This is a genomic window from Pseudomonas sp. GG8, from assembly GCF_052976945.1.
Genome location: NZ_JBRIIP010000001.1, coordinates 3,332,359 through 3,349,264 on the forward strand (window position 1 = coordinate 3,332,359; position 16,906 = coordinate 3,349,264).

General features: G+C 56.6%; 14 protein-coding genes and 1 pseudogene. 9 read left to right on the forward strand and 6 right to left on the reverse strand.

Annotated features, from left to right (window positions below; all coding sequences use genetic code 11):
• The first annotated feature begins 70 nt into the window (after positions 1–70).
• On the forward strand, positions 71–511 hold the full coding sequence (locus ACVBEG_RS16150) for a universal stress protein (protein ID WP_322217004.1): 441 nt from the start codon (positions 71–73) through the stop codon (positions 509–511).
• A gap of 105 nt (positions 512–616) precedes the next feature.
• On the opposite strand, the gene ACVBEG_RS16155 is transcribed toward ACVBEG_RS16150, so the two are convergent.
• Positions 617–2,527 carry an ATP-binding cassette domain-containing protein gene (locus tag ACVBEG_RS16155; protein WP_322178576.1) on the reverse strand — a complete coding sequence of 637 codons (1,911 nt, stop codon included), beginning with the start codon at positions 2,525–2,527 and terminating at the stop codon, positions 617–619.
• 228 nt (positions 2,528–2,755) lie between these two features.
• On the opposite strand from ACVBEG_RS16155, the gene ACVBEG_RS16160 reads away from it, so the two are divergent.
• Positions 2,756–4,684, forward strand: a complete 1,929-nt coding sequence (locus ACVBEG_RS16160) for a transglycosylase SLT domain-containing protein (protein ID WP_323569035.1) — start codon at positions 2,756–2,758, stop codon at positions 4,682–4,684.
• A gap of 99 nt (positions 4,685–4,783) precedes the next feature.
• On the opposite strand, the gene ACVBEG_RS16165 is transcribed toward ACVBEG_RS16160, so the two are convergent.
• Together ACVBEG_RS16165 and ACVBEG_RS16170 are read right to left on the reverse strand one after the other, a co-directional pair.
• On the reverse strand, positions 4,784–5,593 hold the full coding sequence (locus ACVBEG_RS16165) for an MOSC domain-containing protein (protein ID WP_447108048.1): 810 nt from the start codon (positions 5,591–5,593) through the stop codon (positions 4,784–4,786).
• Between the two features lie 87 nt (positions 5,594–5,680).
• On the reverse strand, positions 5,681–6,610 hold the full coding sequence (locus ACVBEG_RS16170) for a chemotaxis protein CheV (protein WP_322178573.1): 930 nt from the start codon (positions 6,608–6,610) through the stop codon (positions 5,681–5,683).
• Positions 6,611–6,894: 284 nt separating this feature from the next.
• Here ACVBEG_RS16170 and ACVBEG_RS16175 point away from each other — a divergent pair, with 284 nt between their 5' ends.
• The 6 genes and pseudogenes from ACVBEG_RS16175 to ACVBEG_RS16200 all read left to right on the forward strand — a co-directional run bounded on the left by ACVBEG_RS16175 (position 6,895) and on the right by ACVBEG_RS16200 (position 13,559).
• Entirely contained in the window at positions 6,895–7,887 is a 993-nt protein-coding gene (locus ACVBEG_RS16175; protein WP_447107587.1) for an IS5 family transposase, read from the forward strand.
• Between the two features lie 501 nt (positions 7,888–8,388).
• A complete protein-coding gene (locus ACVBEG_RS16180; protein WP_447108049.1) occupies positions 8,389–8,892 on the forward strand; it encodes a hypothetical protein in 504 nt (167 codons plus the stop codon).
• 481 nt (positions 8,893–9,373) lie between these two features.
• Positions 9,374–10,264: a sensor histidine kinase gene (locus ACVBEG_RS16185; protein WP_447108469.1), complete on the forward strand. Its 891-nt coding sequence runs from the start codon at positions 9,374–9,376 to the stop codon at positions 10,262–10,264.
• Complete coding sequence (locus tag ACVBEG_RS16190) at positions 10,261–10,917, forward strand: response regulator transcription factor (RefSeq protein ID WP_322178571.1); 657 nt, start codon at positions 10,261–10,263, stop codon at positions 10,915–10,917. The genes ACVBEG_RS16185 and ACVBEG_RS16190 overlap by 4 nt, the downstream gene beginning before the upstream one ends.
• 845 nt (positions 10,918–11,762) lie before the next feature.
• Positions 11,763–12,096: pseudogene (locus ACVBEG_RS16195) on the forward strand (sugar transferase); the annotation flags it as partial.
• On the forward strand, positions 12,096–13,559 hold the full coding sequence (locus ACVBEG_RS16200) for a mannose-1-phosphate guanylyltransferase/mannose-6-phosphate isomerase (RefSeq protein WP_447108050.1): 1,464 nt from the start codon (positions 12,096–12,098) through the stop codon (positions 13,557–13,559). The pseudogene ACVBEG_RS16195 and the gene ACVBEG_RS16200, both read left to right, overlap by 1 nt.
• 55 nt (positions 13,560–13,614) lie before the next feature.
• On the opposite strand, the gene ACVBEG_RS16205 is transcribed toward ACVBEG_RS16200, so the two are convergent.
• From ACVBEG_RS16205 to ACVBEG_RS16215, 3 genes are all read right to left on the reverse strand, one after another.
• Positions 13,615–13,992, reverse strand: a complete 378-nt coding sequence (locus tag ACVBEG_RS16205; RefSeq protein WP_447108051.1) for a VOC family protein — start codon at positions 13,990–13,992, stop codon at positions 13,615–13,617.
• Entirely contained in the window at positions 13,976–14,143 is a 168-nt protein-coding gene (locus tag ACVBEG_RS16210) for a hypothetical protein (RefSeq protein ID WP_447108052.1), read from the reverse strand. Before ACVBEG_RS16210 ends, ACVBEG_RS16205 begins: the two co-directional genes overlap by 17 nt.
• 201 nt (positions 14,144–14,344) lie before the next feature.
• Positions 14,345–15,229, reverse strand: coding sequence for a LysR family transcriptional regulator (locus ACVBEG_RS16215; RefSeq protein WP_447108053.1), 885 nt, complete (start codon positions 15,227–15,229; stop codon positions 14,345–14,347).
• A 119-nt stretch (positions 15,230–15,348) separates the two neighbouring features.
• Between ACVBEG_RS16215 and ACVBEG_RS16220 the strand changes: the two genes are divergently transcribed.
• Entirely contained in the window at positions 15,349–16,878 is a 1,530-nt protein-coding gene (locus ACVBEG_RS16220; RefSeq protein WP_447108054.1) for an MFS transporter, read from the forward strand.
• Positions 16,879–16,906: the final 28 nt, after the last annotated feature.

Here is a 16,906-nt window from a genome sequence, read left to right on the forward strand (position 1 = left end):
AACCGCGCACCCAGCCCAGGGTGAAAAGAGCCATACTTACAGTTATCGCAATCCTAAAGAGGAACTCCTCATGCCATACGAACACATTTTGGTCGCTATAGACCTCACTGAAGAGTGCGATCCTGTTATCCGCCGCGCTCGCGAACTCGCCGTCAGCAATGGCGCCAAATTGTCCCTGGTGCATATCGTTGAACCCATGGCCATGGCCTTTGGTGGCGATGTACCGATGGACCTTTCCCAACTGCAACAGCAGCAGTTCGACCAGGCCAAAGAGAAACTCGAAGCCTTGAAGCTGAAGTACCCGGAAGTCCGGATCGGCGACAGCCATCTCACCTATGGCCAGCCACGACAGGAGATCCATCAACTGGCCAAGACACAGGGCTGCGACCTGATCGTTGTCGGCAGCCATGGCCGGCATGGCTTGGCGTTGCTGCTCGGCTCGACCGCCAACGACGTCCTCCACGGTGCGCCGTGCGACGTTCTTGCCGTGCGCCTGAAGCGCCCTGAGTAACCGGGATGTAAATTGAAGGCCGGTGCGACCAGCCTTCAGTAAAAAGCCCGGGCCATTTGCAAAATGGCCCGGGCTTTTTTATTCAGCTCAGCAAAGCAAAACGCATTACGCGTCCAGCTCGGCCCAGCGCTCCAGCAATGCATCGAGTTGCGCTTGCTGGTTTTCCATTTGCGCCAGCACTGCCGCAGTCTGTTCGGCTGGACGCTGATAGAAACCGGCATGAGCCATTTCAGCCGTCAGAGCAGCCATCTGCGCCTCGACATCGTCGATTTGCGCAGGCAGCCCTTCCAGCTCGCGTTGCAGCTTATAGCTGAGCTTCTTCTTGGCCACTGGCATTTCCTGCGCAGCCACCGGCGTCGCAGCAACAACCGCCGTCGCCAGTTCGGCTTTACCGGATTTATTCTCGGTCACACCCAGCAGGCGCGGCGAGCCGCCCTGACGCAGCCAGTCCTGATAACCACCGACGTACTCACGAACCTTGCCTTCACCTTCGAACACCAAGGTGCTGGTCACGACGTTATCGAGGAATGCCCGGTCGTGACTGACCATCAACACGGTGCCTTTGAAGGTCAACAGCACTTCTTCAAGCAACTCGAGGGTTTCCACATCGAGGTCGTTGGTAGGTTCGTCGAGTACCAGCAGGTTGGCTGGCTTGCTGAACAGTTTGGCCAGCAACAGACGCGCACGCTCGCCACCGGACAATGCCTTCACTGGCGTACGGGCACGTTGCGGGCTGAACAGGAAGTCGCCCAGATAGCTCAGTACATGCCGGCTTTGACCGTCGATATCGATGAAGTCCCGACCTTCGGCCACGTTGTCGATAACGGTTTTTTCCAGATCGAGCTGGTGACGCAACTGGTCGAAATAGGCCACTTCCAGACGCGTCCCCACTTCCACGGTGCCGCTGGAGGGTTGCAGGTTATCGAGCATCAGCTTGAGCAAGGTGGTCTTGCCGGTACCGTTGGCGCCCAACAGACCGATACGGTCCTCGCGCTGCAGGACCATGGAAAAATCCTTGATCAGGAACGGGCCGCCCGGGTGAGCGAAGCTGACGTTGTCCAGAACCATCACTTGCTTGCCGGACTTGTCGGATGTATCCAGCTGAATGTTGGCCTTGCCCGTGCGCTCACGACGCTCGCCACGTTCCACACGCAACTCTTTCAAGGCGCGTACGCGACCTTCGTTACGGGTACGACGAGCCTTGATGCCCTGACGAATCCAGACTTCTTCTTGCGCCAGGCGCTTGTCGAACAACGCGTTGGCGGTTTCTTCAGCCGACAACTGGGCTTCCTTATGGACCAGGAAGCTGGCGTAGTCGCCATCCCAGTCGATCAGACCGCCACGGTCCAGCTCAAGAATGCGAGTGGCCAGGTTCTGCAGAAAGGACCGGTCGTGGGTAATGAACAGAACCGCGCCCTGGAAGCCCATCAAGGCCTCTTCGAGCCAAGCGATCGCGCCGATATCCAAGTGGTTGGTCGGTTCGTCGAGCAGCAGCAGATCGGGCTCGGAGACCAACGCCTGGGCCAGCAAGACTCGACGACGCCAGCCACCGGACAGCTCAGCCAGGGTTTTGTCGGCCGGCAATTGCAGGCGGCTCAAGGTGCTGTCGACCAATTGCTGCAGACGCCAGCCGTCGCGGGACTCAAGGTCGTGCTGGACATGCATCAGCTTGTCCAGATCCTCGGCGGTGACGATGTTCTGGCTCAGGTGGTGGTATTCGGCAAGCAATGCGCCGACGCCATCCAGGCCTTCAGCAACCACATCGAATACTGTCCGATCGTCGGCCACCGGCAATTCCTGCGGCAACTCGCCGATTTTCAGGCCCGGGGCACGCCACACAGAACCATCGTCAGGCTTTTGCACGCCCTTGACGAGCTTCAACATACTGGACTTGCCAGTGCCATTGCGGCCGATGATGCACACCCGCTCACCACGGGCGATCTGCCAGGACACCTTGTCCAACAACGGCATAGCGCCGAAAGCAAGGGACACATCGCTGAATTTGAGCAGGGTCATGAGTTTCTCCAAAAACTGGGCGCGCATTCTACCTGAGATACCCAGGCTATGTCGGCATTCAATGACGAACAACCCGCCGCGGCTGAACGCAAATCCCTGATTTTCGCCCTGGAACAGACGCGGATGAATATTTCTGTCACACGTCGCGTAGTCGGCAATGCTTTCACCTAGAGCTGGCAAAGGGCTAAGCTAGTAGTACCTTTCACGGTTCATCTGCACGGAAGTCTCATGCGCAGTCGTTTGTTCAGTTTTTTATCCTGCCTGCTTCTCTCTGCGACCGCTGCGCAGTCGGCCCAAGCAGCAGATCTCACCCTTCAGCGTCAGTATTACGACGAGGCAAAGCGCGCACTGGCCAAAGGTGATTCCGGCCCCTACGTGCGTTACAGCCAGGCGCTCTCCGATTATCCGCTGGAACCTTATCTGGCCTATGACGAGCTGACCGCACGACTCAAGACCGCGACCAACCCGGAAATTGAACGATTTCTCTCGGCTCACGGCGACCTGCCTCAGGCCAACTGGATGAAGCTGCGCTGGTTGCGCTGGCTGGCAGAACGTGGAGATTGGCAGACATTCGCCCAGTATTACGACCCCAAGCTCAATTTCACCGAACTCGACTGCCTCTACGGCCAATACCAACTGAGCCATAACCTGCGCGCAGAAGGCTATGCCAACGCCGAGAAGCTGTGGATGACCGGCAAGACTCAGCCTGCCGCGTGCGATGCGTTATTCTCGCGCTGGGCAGCTGAGGGCCAGTTACCCGAAGAGAAACGCTGGCAGCGTGCCAAACTGGCCGCACAAGCACGCAATTACAACCTGGCCAATTCCCTGGTCGACAGCCTCGTTACGCTGGCCCCGCAAGGCAAACTGCTGATCGCGGTCGCACAGAAACCCGAACTGCTCAACGACCCTTCGCGCTTCACGCCGGTCGATGAAGCCATGTCCGACGTGGTCGGTCTTGGACTGCGACGTCTGGCCAAGCTGGACCCGCAGAAAGCCATGGACATGCTCGACAGCTACTCGGCGAAGATGCATTTCTCGCGCGATGAGCAAGTGGAAATCGCCAAGGAGATCGGTCTGACGCTGGCCCGCCGCTTCGATGGCCGGGCGCTGGAGGTCATGACCAAATATGACCCGGACTTGCGCGACAACACGGTCACCGAATGGCGTTTGCGCCTGCTGCTGCGCCTGGGCCGTTGGGACGATGCGTACCAGTTGACCCGCAAACTGCCGCAGGACCTAGCGATCACCAATCGCTGGCGTTACTGGCAAGCGCGCTCTCTGGAGCTGTCACAACCGACTAGCCCGCTGGTGCCAACGCTCTACAAAGCGGTCGCCAAGGAGCGAGACTTCTATGGCTTCCTTGCCGCCGATCGTACGCAGACCGCTTATCAGCTGAACAACAAGCCACTGATGCTCAGCCAGCAACTCATCAACAAGGTCCGCACGACGCCTGGCGTACGTCGGGCACTGGAGTTTCACGATCGCGGCCAGGTGGTCGACGGTCGACGCGAGTGGTACCACGTCAGCCGCCTGTTCAACCGCGATGAAATGGTCGCTCAGGCCAAACTGGCCTATGACATGCACTGGTACTTTCCGGCCATCCGCACCATCAGTCAGGCGCAATACTGGGACGATCTGGATATTCGCTTCCCGATGGCCCACCGCGACACGTTGGTACGTGAAGCCAATGTCCGCGGCCTGCACTCCAGCTGGGTGTTTGCCATTACGCGTCAGGAAAGCGCCTTCATGGACGACGCGCGTTCCGGCGTCGGCGCCAGTGGCCTGATGCAACTTATGCCAACCACTGCCAAGGAGACCGCTCGCAAGTTCAGCATCCCGCTGGCATCGCCCCAGCAAGTGCTCGATCCGGATAAAAACATCCAGCTGGGCGCTGCCTATCTGAGCCAGGTACACAGCCAGTTCAACGGCAACCGCGTACTCGCATCGGCCGCCTATAACGCAGGCCCCGCCCGCGTTCGCCAATGGCTCAAGGGCGCGAACCACCTGGCATTCGATGTGTGGGTTGAAAGCATCCCCTTCGATGAGACCCGCCAGTATGTGCAGAACGTACTGTCTTATTCGGTGATCTACGGCGAAAAACTCAACTCCCCGCAGCCTCTAGTGGATTGGCATGAGCGGTTTTTCGACGATCAGTGAGCACTCATGGTGTCAGGCGGCTGCTGCCTGACACCATATCTTCTCTTCGCGCGCGTGTGAATGATGGGCACACAGTAGATATGCGCACCCGCTTTCGCCCTACTCCAACACTGTCACCGGCATCCCGACGTCGAGAGTGCCAAGACCGTTGCTGACCATGTTCTGTCCAAACCACACCTCCCCTTCGCGCTCGCGATAGGTCTTGAGGGTGGTCAATGGTTCGCGATCCTGGGTGCGCTCACCGGTCTTGGGGTCGATGGTCGTGAGTATGCAACGCGAGCAGCCCTTTAGCAGACGAAACTCGATGTCGCCGATACGGATGCGCTTCCAGCCATCCTCGGCGAACGCTTCACTGCCCTCGACCACCAGATTGGGCCTGAACCGGAGCATCTCCAGTGGCCAGCCGACCTTTGTCGACAAATCATCCAGCGAAGCCTGACCGATCAGCAGCAAGGGGAAGCCGTCGGCAAAACCCACCCTGTCTTCAACCGTGCCGTAACCGCTGGGCAACCAGCGAGCCCGGTTGTCGGGCACGTGAACCATGCGCGTAGGCTTGCCCATGAACTCGCTGAGCCAGCGGGCCGCCTCATCCCCCGCATCGGGCACACGCAGGGTGTCGCGCCACACGGTCACGCCACGCAGCGACGCTTCAGTGTCTTCAGGCAGGGGCACATCAAGGGCCTGGAAGCCAGGAGCATTGAGGGTCACCCCACCGTCGGCATTCCACAACACCGACAACTGTGACATGTGCGGCATGGCTCGCTGAGTAAAGAAGCGCCCAGAAGCCTCTTCCACCAACATCCAGCGTCGATCCCCAGCCAGGCCCAGCCCATCGAACCGGGCTTGTTGCAGAGGTTCGGCCATGCCAGATTTGAGTGGAAATCGATAAAGCGCGCTGAGACGCAACATGGTCAGCTCCGTAATGGGCAAAGCGTTAATCTATACGAGTTAACACCCCGTACGACACCCCAAACCCACCTCGAAACCAAAAATCCGTCAGGCCTGATCCAGCATCAGACGCTCACGCACCACGTCGACCAATTTGTCCGGCTGGAACTTGGAGAGGAAATTGTCGCAACCGACCTTCTTCACCATTGATTCGTTGAAGCTGCCCGACAACGAGGTATGCAGCACCACATACAGACCGCGCAAGCGCGGATCGTTGCGGATCTCGGTGGTCAGGCGATAACCATCCATCTCCGGCATCTCGGCGTCGGTGAATACCATCAACAGTTTGTCAGTCATGACTTCGCCGGTATCAGCCCATGCCTTGAGCATATTCAACGCCTTCAGACCATCACGAGCGATGTGCATCTTCACCCCAAGCTGGGACAAGGTGTCACGCAGTTGCGCCAATGCCACATTCGAATCATCCACCAACAGTACTTCGCGACCACGGGCAAGCTCCAGGACGGGATCCTGCAATTTGTCACGAGACACTTTGGCGTTGTAAGGCACGATTTCAGCAAGGACTTTTTCGACGTCGATAATCTCCACCAACTGATCATCGACCTTGCTGATGGCGGTCAGGTAATGCTGGCGGCCAGCACTGGCAGGCGGTGGCAGGATCGCCTCCCAGTTCATGTTGACGATGCGATCCACCCCCCCGACCAAAAACGCCTGCACCGACCGATTGTACTCAGTGACGATGATTGTACTGGTGGGCCCTGGTATCAGCGGACGCATACCAATTGCCTGGGAAAGATCGATAACCGGGAGCGTCTGACCACGCAGGTTGACCACACCACAGACAAAGGGATGACGCTGCGGCATCAAGGTCAATTTGGGCAGTTGCAAAACCTCCTGAACCTTGAAAACGTTGATCGCGAACAGTTGTCGCCCGGCCAGGCGAAACATCAGAATTTCCAGGCGATTCTCACCCACCAGCTGCGTGCGTTGATCTACCGTGTCGAGAATGCCAGCCATTAATGACTCCTGGGGGGGGGATAGTTCGTATTGAGAGCGCTCAACCCGTTATCGGCCGAAGTGAGCAGGACCTTAATTGCAACAAAATGAGAAGCAAAGCAATTGATGTCATATTGATATCATGGTTTACTCAATTTGCATTTCCAACGATCGAACTTTCGGTCACGATGCTGCTTATCCCGCGATGGAAACTGACTCCCAACTCATCCTCTAGGGAAACTCTGAAAAAGGTTTCCAAATCTGGTGAAATACCCTCCATCACATGAGCTGAACGGTTGAGCCCCATGAAGCAGATTTCTTTCGCTGATGCTGAGTACGCAGGTAAACGTAAGCGGACCCGCCGTGAGATTTTCCTGAGCGAGATGGACAAGGTCGTGCCCTGGAAGGGGTTTATTGCGTTGATCGAACCGCATTATCCAAAGGGTGTTGGGGGACGTCCGGCGTATCCGTTGATGGCGATGTTGCGTGTGCACCTGATGCAGAACTGGTTCGGCTACAGCGATCCGGCCATGGAAGAATCGCTGTATGAGACAACGATTCTGCGCCAGTTTGCGGGTTTGAATCTGGAGCGCATTCCCGACGAAACCACGATCCTCAACTTCCGTCGCCTGCTGGAGAAAAACCATCTTGCCAGGGGCATCATGGAGGTCGTTAATGGCTATCTGGGCGACCGAGGCTTGATGCTTCGTCAAGGCACTATCGTTGACGCCACGATCATTCATGCGCCGACCTCGACCAAGAATAAAGAGGGTAAACGCGATCCCGAGATGCATCAGACCAAGAAAGGAAATCAATATTATTTCGGGATGAAAGCGCATATCGGGGTGGACGCTGATACGGGCCTGACCCATAGCGTGGTGGGCACGGCAGCCAACGTCGCGGACGTTACCCAAGTCGATCAGTTGTTGCACGGCGAAGAGAGCCATGTCTGCGGCGACGCGGGCTACACCGGGGTGGAAAAGCGGCCGGAACATGAGGGGCGCGAGATGATCTGGTCGATCTCCGCCAGGCCCAGCAGCCGTCGCAAACATGGTGAAAAAAGCGTCATTGGCCGTGCGTTGCGCAAGATCGAATATGCTAAATCGCAAACTCGCGCCAAGGTTGAGCACCCGTTTCGGGTCATCAAACGCCAATTTGGTTACACCAAAGTGCGGTTTCGCGGACTGGTAAAAAACACCGCGCAGTTGGTAACACTGTTTGCGTTGTCGAACCTGTGGATGGCGCGCCGACATTTGCTGGAGCCTGTAGGACAGGTGCGTCCGCAGTATGGAAATTAAGGGTTAATAAGCGCCTAAAACCGGCTTATTCATCGAAAAAAGTCGATATTTCAGAAATTTCAGCGAGGTATTCTCTTTTTGAGCGTCTGACGCCCGATTTTCTGTAAAAAGAAGGCCTTACTTCAGACCTTCCCTAGGGGAAACCCTGAGTGGCAATCAGGCCCAACCTGATATGAGTAATATCTAATAGCCATTATTGTGACGCCATTCTCATTGCATGAATGGAGTCAGGCTCTTGTTTGCTATCGCAGGACCACGTTCAGACAACACCATAAGGGTCTCGGCCTTCCTTGATCGCGCATCAAGGTATGTCACGGGCCAAAAACAACTCGCCCGGTACTTTGCAACGCATTCGCAAAAACGGGAGGCGGTGTCGCAGAACGCGATCAAAAAACAATATTCGGAAATAGACTACAGACATCCGTTTGCTTTCAACATTAACTTGAAGCCACTCGCCGAGCGCGACCTACGATCGCTGTCCATGAGTTGTGGAGATAAAACATGTTGAACGGCAACGAGTGGCAACATTCGCTCCCTGATTTTTTGATCGCATCGCAGACGCTTCTCGCCAAGTCGGAAGAGTGCCTGTGTCATCTGGATTTGTTCATTAACGATAAGGACGCTATCGAATGCTTGCTCAGCACCCTACTCACCCTCTCCCACGAGGCTGACGCGCTATCCCTTGAGAGTATTGCTGACTTCTCCGGGCAGATTCGTCACCTCCTGAATCTTGCCTCCCCCCACATCAGCCTTCAGGGCGATGCATTGTCCACCCTCAGGGACTGTTTCGCTCTTCTCGCCTGGCAACTGGAACTGGTCGATACCGACACAGGAACACTGTTACTCGACGACGGCGAACAATTGGAACTACTGAACGCATTCGCGACTATCGTAGGGTTTGAAGATCAACTCGCAAGTGTTATATCGTCTAAGCACTGGCCTACGGCTCTGGCACTGAAACCCGAAGTAGCACCAGAAAGCACCGCTGCTTCAAGGATTGCCTGACGCCGCGAGCTGGAAATAAGCTTCGGGCCAATTGTACGGCCCCCTACGGTGCGACATAGGGTTGCCTGTATCAATAACAACCCTGTGGATCAATCAGCCATATAAAAGCATCAACTTCGTCGTGCACCACGATGTTTCAAGCGCCGCACTGATTGCCTGTCTTCACGCTGAAGGACGAACTGAGCGACTGCGTTCGACAGGCATATTACTGACCCGCCAGACATGCATTGACCGGGTTTTTCTGCCGACAACACCCAAAACAATTAATTATTCAAACAATTGAGGTAAGCTCCACGCGTTCGAATTGACGGTCGAAGTTTTTTATCCAGAGAGGCATAAACTCCATCGTCACCTGACCAACCACTGGCTGGACGAATGATGATCCTAAGGTGATGCGTCGGCACCGTCGAGCTCCCTCACACTGACCTGATAGCAGCCGAAACAGGTTATCCGCAGCGAACATCCAATGGCTCCATCAGCTATGCATGCCAGCATCAAGTCATTCAAACTTTGGCCCCTCAGCAAAAAAAGCGCCAGCCGGCTTACCGCCTTACTTTGCGTGGGTTCAGTCGCGGGCAACCTCACGGTCTATTTCAACGGCATGGCATTACCAGCCGGCTTGCTTGCACTGAACCTTGCAACCATCGCCAGCGTTTGGCACGTTCAGCGACAATTTGGCAACTCGATCAAATTCCAACCTCGAGAACTGGCCGAACGCATGCTTGAGGTGCAAGAAACCGAGCGCCATAGGATCAGTCGTGAATTGCACGACGACATCGGCCAGATGCTCACCGCCGCCAAGATGCAAAGTGACTGGCTCCAGCGTCGCGTGGCGCCCGAGTGGCATAAGCAATGCGCGATTCTGTGCAGCACACTGGATGAAACCCTGACCAAAGTGCGCGACGTGTCTGCCATTCTCAATCCTCGCCAATTGGCCAGCCTAGGACTAGAAGCCAGCTTGCGTGCGCATCTAGTGCGCACACTGGGAAACACAACAGTGAACTGGAGCATGGAATGCCATCAACGCCTGGCGGGCATCCCGGACGATATGGCAGTCGCCGCGTACCGGATCACCCAGGAAGCCGTCACCAACATGTTGCGTCATGCCCAGGCCGATAATGTACTCGTGCGCCTGGAACGCTCGCCCGAGGGCTTGCTGCTGCATATCGCAGACGATGGCCTTGGTTTTACTCCGGCAGAAAATCCGGGCCAGGAAGGCCAGTGCGGTATGGCGGGCATGGCCGAACGGATAGCTTTGCTGGGAGGTGCACTGACAGTCCATAGCGAACCCGGCCAAGGCACCCAGATAGACGCACTTTTCCCTTGGGCACCACGTGTCCGCGAACGAGCCAACAAAAGTAAGGGCTTATGATCAACTTGCTTCTGGTCGATGACCACGCGCTCATCAGGGCCGGCGTACGTGCACTGGTCTCGGACATCCCTGGTTATGCCGTGATCGGCGAAGCCAACGATGGGGCGCAGTTGCTCGATCTTGCACAGCAACTGCGCCCTGACATCATTCTTCTGGATATCTCCATGAAGGAGACCAATGGCCTGGATGCACTAGAAACGCTGCTCCTGAAGCTGCCCCACAGCAAAGTGCTTATCCTGTCGATGCACACAGACCCCGAACTGATCATGCGAGCGCTTGAGATGGGCGCTCATGGCTATCTGCTCAAGGACGCCACCGGCACTGAGCTGGAGCAGGCCCTGAATGCGCTACACAATAATGAACGCTACCTGAGCCCCGCAATCGCCCACACCGTGATCAATCAAGCCCTTATCAGCGTGCAGGCGAACAGACCCGAGCGGATTGAAAATCACAACCTGACAGCACGCCAACTGGAAATCCTGAGGTTGATAGTGCGCGGTAAATCCACGCGCGAGATCGCTGGCGGTTTGGGCCTGAGTATCAAGACGGTGGAGGCTCATCGCTCGCAAATCATGAAGCGCTTGCACATTTACGATGTCGCCGGCCTGGTGTTGTTCTGCGTACGAGAGCGGATCATCAGCCTCGACGACTGATTCGGCTCAGCCGCACCGAGCCTTGACGAGTGCAGCACCCACAGCGGAACGAACCTCTTCGTTGAGGGCCTGCTTGCCGTGCAAAACCAAAATGTCTTGCGCAGTGTCATTACTGCCTTCTCCCTCTCGGTACTCAATACCCATGTGGCTTGCGCAGACTATTGACCATGCGCCAGGCAAAAAGGCTCCATCGACCAGAAAAATGGTTAATCCCTTAACGCCATCACAAAGCGACACCCTCCGTTTCACTCGCCTCAAACCATAAAATCAATCCAGTTGAATTGATCCTGGAGGTAAAGCAGAGAGGCCTGAAATATTTTGTAGAAAAACACTGCCTAAATACAAATTGCCATTGAAATGCAATCAGGGGCTGTGTTTAATTCGACAAAATATTGGCTATTTATAAAAATCAATTCACACAAGTCATTTTATTGACTTTACTCATGAATATCCATCTCAGTACCGCGGGATTTGGCACTGAATTCATGACTCGAGGAATGGACAGTTATGCGCTTGCAACCTGTTGACAGTCTTCTGCTTACGCGCTCCAGCTTGGTCGAATATTTTTTGTTCGATATTCGCCTCGTGCACGGTATGACCTGCATTTTCCCGGGATTATTGATTCTGGCGCTCTGGCAAACTGACCGCCCCATTGCACTGCAGAGCTATTTAACGGTGCCGATGTTCCAGCGTCTCATGCAAAAAGGCTTTTTCCTGCAGAACGCGATCATTCCCGGTGCAACTGAAAACGGTCAGCGCCTGGCCGAGTACCTGGCGCAGAATCAGGACATCCGTTCCGGCTTTTCCGAGCTTATCAACGACCGTATCGGACGCATGCCTAACTCAAGACCAGCCTTGACGAGCCGCCACAACTGCTCAACGTCTTCGCCGACAGTATGTCCGGTCGTGCCGCACGCGCCTTACGCCACGGCAACCAAAGCTGCGGACATTCTTTTTGAAGAAGCGGTCAAAGAATACACGGCTCGCCATCGGGTCAAACCAGGCATTACTGGCCTAGCGCAAATCAACGGCTATCGTGGTGAAACGGACACGTTGGAAAAAATCGAAAAGCGCGTCGAATTCGACCTTGAACACATAGAAAACTGGTCGGTCTGGTTCGATTTGTACATCCTTTTCCGCACTGCTCCTGCAGTGCTGTTCACTCGTGAGGCCTATTGATGAGCACTCTCATCCCTTGCATTATCGCTGGCGGCGCTGGCACCCGACTGTGGCCGGTTTCCCGCGAAGCCATGCCCAAGCCCTTCATGCGTCTTCCCGATGGAGAAAGCCTGCTGCAAAAAACCTTCGTTCGGGCCGTCGGGTTGGCCGACGTCGACCGAATCTTGACCGTGACCAACCGTGACGTGTATTTCCGGACGGTGGACGACTACCGCCAACTCAATAAGAACCACGTAAGCCTGGACTTTATCCTCGAACCGTTCGGGCGCAATACGGCCCCGGCCATCGCGGCTGCGGCGCTGCATGTCGCTCGTTTGTATGGCGACGATGCTCACCTATTGATTCTTCCAGCCGATCATTTGATCAAGGATGTGGAGGCGTTCGCTCAAGCCGTGAGCACCGCTCGAGAACTGGCCGACCAAGGCTGGATGGTGACATTCGGCATCGTGCCGACCAAGGCTGAAACCGGGTTTGGTTATATCGAAAAAGGTCAGTCCTTGAATTCGACAGCCACAGCCTATCAAGTGGCCCGTTTTGTCGAAAAACCAGACGCCGATACTGCTCAGGGTTACCTCGACGGTGGATTGCACCTGTGGAACGGCGGCATGTTCTGCATGCGCGCCGACACGATCTTGCGCGAGCTGCAAGAGCACGCGCCGCAGGTATTGGCCTCGGTCAAAGCTTGCCTGGAGCGAAGCCCGAGTAAGGAAGGCAATCACGAATTGCAGCTGGAACTGGACAGTGAACTGTTTGCGCTGGCCCCGGACATTTCCATCGACTACGCCGTGATGGAACCCTCGCAAAAAGTCGCGGTGGTGCCCTGCCAGCTGGGCTGGAGCGACATCGGCTCATGGCAGGCCATGCGCGAACTGAGCCCGGCCGACACCGATGGCAACCAATGCAACGGCCAGACCGTCTTGCATGAGGTGACCAATTGCTACATCGACTCGCCACGACGCCTGGTGGGCGGCGTCGGCCTGGATAACCTGATCATCATCGATACCCCCGACGCGCTGCTGATTGCCGACGCCAATCGTAGCCAGGACGTCAGAATCATTGCCAAGGAGCTCAAGCGCCAGGGACATGATGCTTATCGCCTGCACCGTACCGTCACCCGCCCGTGGGGGACCTACACCGTGCTCGAAGAAGGCAAGCGCTTCAAGATCAAACGCATCATGGTCCGCCCTCAGGCATCGTTGTCACTGCAAATGCACCATCACCGTAGCGAACATTGGATTGTGGTCAGCGGTATGGCACGGGTGACCAACGGCGACAGTGAGTTTCTACTCGACACCAATGAGTCGACGTTTATCAAACCTGGCCGCACTCATCGCCTGATCAACCCCGGCGTCGTCGATTTGGTCATGATCGAAGTACAGAGCGGCGAATACCTGGGTGAAGACGACATTGTTCGTTTCACTGACGTTTATGGTCGAGTGCCCGTGGAAACGCTCAAGACCTAGAAGGTCGACATCACCCTCGAGAGAACTGCAGGCCAGTAGCGACGGCTGTACCCGCTCAGGCCTGTTCAGAAATTTCGATCAGGTTCAGGTCCGGGTCGCGCACGTACACCGAGCGAATGGGCCCGATGGCGCCCGTGCGCATGATCGGGCCTTCGACAATTGGCCAGCGGGCCTCAGCCAGGCGCTCAATCACCTGCTCCAGCGGGATCGACGCAATAAAGCACAAGTCCAGCGCACCCGGAACCGGCAGATGCGCCTTGGGCTCGAATTCGTGCCCGCGAATGTGCAGGTTGATTTTCTGGTTGCCAAACATGAACGCCATACGTCCGGCACCAAAGGTTTCCAGTTGCATGCCGAGCACGCGGGTATAGAAATCTCGCGTGGCATCGGCATTGCTGGCGGTCAGGACCAAATGGTCAAGATGATCGATCATTGACTGGGCTCCTTGAGCAGGGTTGAAGGCACTTGCTGGTGCATTTTAATGACGCGGAATGGAATCGAGTGCCCGAGCACAATGTCCCGAATGCCGGGTTGAGGTACGCGCGACGAAATGATTGCCGATGCGCGAGACCCAATTGATCCATCAGCTCGCCGGACTTGAACGAAGGATGGCTTGCGAGAACCTTGAGTAGTGTTTTTTACCGGGTCGGTTTGTCGTTTCCCGCAACGACGACAAGCGACCGACCTCTTCGCTGATATCTGCGACGAGGGCGAGCATCCGTGAGGTCAGTGTCAACGGTGGCTGGTATTTCTTCATTTACTAAAGTCCATGATCAATCTTCATGTTACAACGTCGGTTTCTCGCTGAAATCCTTTACGTGTTCGATGAAGCGCACCACCGCCGGAGCCTTTTCAAAACGGCGATAAACCAGCGACAAGAATGACGAAGGTTGGCAGTCTTGAATACGCCGGTACACCACCTTGGGCAACTTGATGTGGTCCACCATCGACTCCGGCACCACGGCCACACCCTGGCCGAGGGACACCAGCGCCACCACAGCGACTAACCCACCCGGTTGAGGCCCAAGCGTTGGCGCATAGCCGCCTTGCGCAGCGACCTGCAAGGTGCCGGATATCTGCTCAGGGAGAATGAAGATTTCATTCTGCAGATGCACCGCATTGATTTCTTTCAGACGACACAGCCACGAGCTGTCTGGCAGCGCCAGCGCAAAGCCTTCTACCAACAGACTGACGGTGCTCAGGGCTTCGGGTAAATGCATCGGCGAGCGAACATAACCGACATCCAGCCGCCCCTCCTCGATCAATTCTGGCAAGGCCGGCATCAGGTTCTCGCTGATGGTGAAGCCAATGTCCGGATAACGCAGGCGAAAGCTGCTGACCTGTTTTTGCAGTACCCCGGAAAACACCGCCGAAGCCACATAACCCAGCTCGATGTGGCCGGTCTCACCGCGCCCCGCACGCTGCGCATTGAGCTGCGCGGTTTCGAACTGACGCACGGTCAGCTCAGCCTCTGCCTGCAAGGCCCTGCCTGCATCCGTCAGGCTGACCTCGCGTTGCAGGCGCAGGAACAAGCGCGTGCCCAAGGCGCTTTCCATGTCCTGAATCTGTCGGGTAAGCGTCGGCGGAGCAATGCCCAGTTGTGCTGCGGCACGGCTGAAATTCCTGTGCTTGGCGACGGCCAGAAAGTAACGAAAGTGGCGTATTTCCATGACAGGATTAGCTCAAAGGTAATGAAGTACTCAAGCCCGAGTAATAAAGCGCCTAAGGCATTGCAATAAGCTTGCTGGCACGTTACCCATAAAGCAATCGTGTATCTGCGAGGAATGACATGAAATCGCCCAGCCCGCGCATGACCCTGTTGACCGCCTCGGCGGTCTGCTCGCTTATCGTTCTGGACACCAATATTGTAGCCGTGACCTTGCCCAGTATTGCCCGTGACCTGGGGGCCAATTTCGCCGACATCGAATGGGTGGTCAGCGCCTACATGCTGGCCTTCGCCGCACTGCTATTGCCCGCAGGCAGCATTGCCGATCGTTTTGGCAGGAAGAAGACCCTAATCTGGGGCCTGGCACTGTTCATTCTGGCCTCACTGGGCTGTGGCGCGGCGCCAAACATCCTCTTCCTCGACATTGCCCGAGCGATCAAAGGCGTAGGGGCCGCGCTGTTGTTGACCTCGGCACTGGCGACTATCGGCCATGCGTTCCATGACGAGACCGAACGGGCCAAAGCCTGGGCGTTCTGGGGGGCCTGCATGGGCGTAGCCATGACCGCCGCGCCCACCGTGGGGGGGCTGATTGCCTCGTTCGTGGGCTGGAGCTGGATTTTCTACCTGAACCTGCCGCTGGGCTTACTGTTGGTGAGCATGGTATGGCGCAACATTGACGAGTCGCGCAACGAACAATCGGCGCGGCTCGACCCTTGGGGCAGTCTGGCGTTTAGCGGCAGTCTGCTGTGTCTTATCTGGGGCCTGATCGAGGCCAATCGCATTGGCTGGGACAACTCATTGACCACCCTGCGCTTGCTGGCCGGCGTACTGTTGATGGTCCTGTTCGTGGTGGTTGAGCGGCTACAGCTTCGGCCTATGGTCGATCTGCAATTGTTCAAACACCCGCGGTTCGTTGGGGCGCTCCTGGGCATGTTCGCTTACGCAGGTTGTGCCCAAGTGATGATGACGCTATTACCGCTCTACTTGCAGAATGGCCTGGGGTTCACTGCAATCGCCTCCGGGCTGGGCATGTTGCCGTTCGCGCTGACCATGCTCACCTTTCCGAAGATCGGCACGCGGTTATCTCGCCTGTTATCGCCAGCCAGCATGATGGCCCTCGGGCTGACCCTGGTCGGTTGCGGCAACCTGCTAAGCGCCTGGGCGTTGTCGATGGGCGGCTACCTGAGCTTTGCCTGCGCCATCGCCGTCACCGGGGCTGGCGCAGGACTACTCAATGGCGATACCCAGAAGAACATCATGGCGTGCGTACCGCGTGACCGCGCAGGCATGGCGTCCGGAATGAGCACCACGATGCGTTTCAGCGCGATCATGCTTGCCATCGGTGTGTTCGGCGCCTTGTTGGCCAGCCACTCGCAACAGACCTTGACCCGTAGCCTGCAACTCAATGCTCCCGGTTGGCTGGCTCAGACTGATCACATCGTGTCCCGCGTGGTAGCCGGTGACATGGTCGCGGCGATGCAGCCGCTGACGGAGAATGCGCGGCTGATCGTCCAGCCGCTGGCGCAACAGGCATTTGTTTCAGGCTTCAGCACGGTCCTGTGGGTGGCCGGATTGGTGGCGCTGCTTGGCGCCCTGCTGGTGGGCACCCTTATGCGCAACCCGATACCCGCAGTTCAGTTGAGTGCGGCATAAACCCTCATGACACCACTCTGTCGCGCAG

Excerpts from the sequence above, each read along its gene's own strand:
- ACVBEG_RS16170 (WP_322178573.1), bottom strand. The coding sequence starts at position 6,610 with ATGGCTGGCATTCTCGACACGGTAGATCAACGCACGCAGCTGGTGGGT.
- ACVBEG_RS16190 (WP_322178571.1), top strand. The coding sequence starts at position 10,261 with ATGATCAACTTGCTTCTGGTCGATGACCACGCGCTCATCAGGGCCGGC.
- ACVBEG_RS16175 (WP_447107587.1), top strand. The coding sequence starts at position 6,895 with ATGAAGCAGATTTCTTTCGCTGATGCTGAGTACGCAGGTAAACGTAAG.
- ACVBEG_RS16220 (WP_447108054.1), top strand. The coding sequence starts at position 15,349 with ATGAAATCGCCCAGCCCGCGCATGACCCTGTTGACCGCCTCGGCGGTC.
- ACVBEG_RS16215 (WP_447108053.1), bottom strand. The coding sequence starts at position 15,229 with ATGGAAATACGCCACTTTCGTTACTTTCTGGCCGTCGCCAAGCACAGG.
- ACVBEG_RS16165 (WP_447108048.1), bottom strand. The coding sequence starts at position 5,593 with ATGTTGCGTCTCAGCGCGCTTTATCGATTTCCACTCAAATCTGGCATG.
- ACVBEG_RS16155 (WP_322178576.1), bottom strand. The coding sequence starts at position 2,527 with ATGACCCTGCTCAAATTCAGCGATGTGTCCCTTGCTTTCGGCGCTATG.
- ACVBEG_RS16200 (WP_447108050.1), top strand. The coding sequence starts at position 12,096 with ATGAGCACTCTCATCCCTTGCATTATCGCTGGCGGCGCTGGCACCCGA.
- ACVBEG_RS16150 (WP_322217004.1), top strand. The coding sequence starts at position 71 with ATGCCATACGAACACATTTTGGTCGCTATAGACCTCACTGAAGAGTGC.
- ACVBEG_RS16160 (WP_323569035.1), top strand. The coding sequence starts at position 2,756 with ATGCGCAGTCGTTTGTTCAGTTTTTTATCCTGCCTGCTTCTCTCTGCG.
- ACVBEG_RS16210 (WP_447108052.1), bottom strand. The coding sequence starts at position 14,143 with ATGGATCAATTGGGTCTCGCGCATCGGCAATCATTTCGTCGCGCGTAC.
- ACVBEG_RS16180 (WP_447108049.1), top strand. The coding sequence starts at position 8,389 with ATGTTGAACGGCAACGAGTGGCAACATTCGCTCCCTGATTTTTTGATC.
- ACVBEG_RS16205 (WP_447108051.1), bottom strand. The coding sequence starts at position 13,992 with ATGATCGATCATCTTGACCATTTGGTCCTGACCGCCAGCAATGCCGAT.
- ACVBEG_RS16185 (WP_447108469.1), top strand. The coding sequence starts at position 9,374 with ATGCATGCCAGCATCAAGTCATTCAAACTTTGGCCCCTCAGCAAAAAA.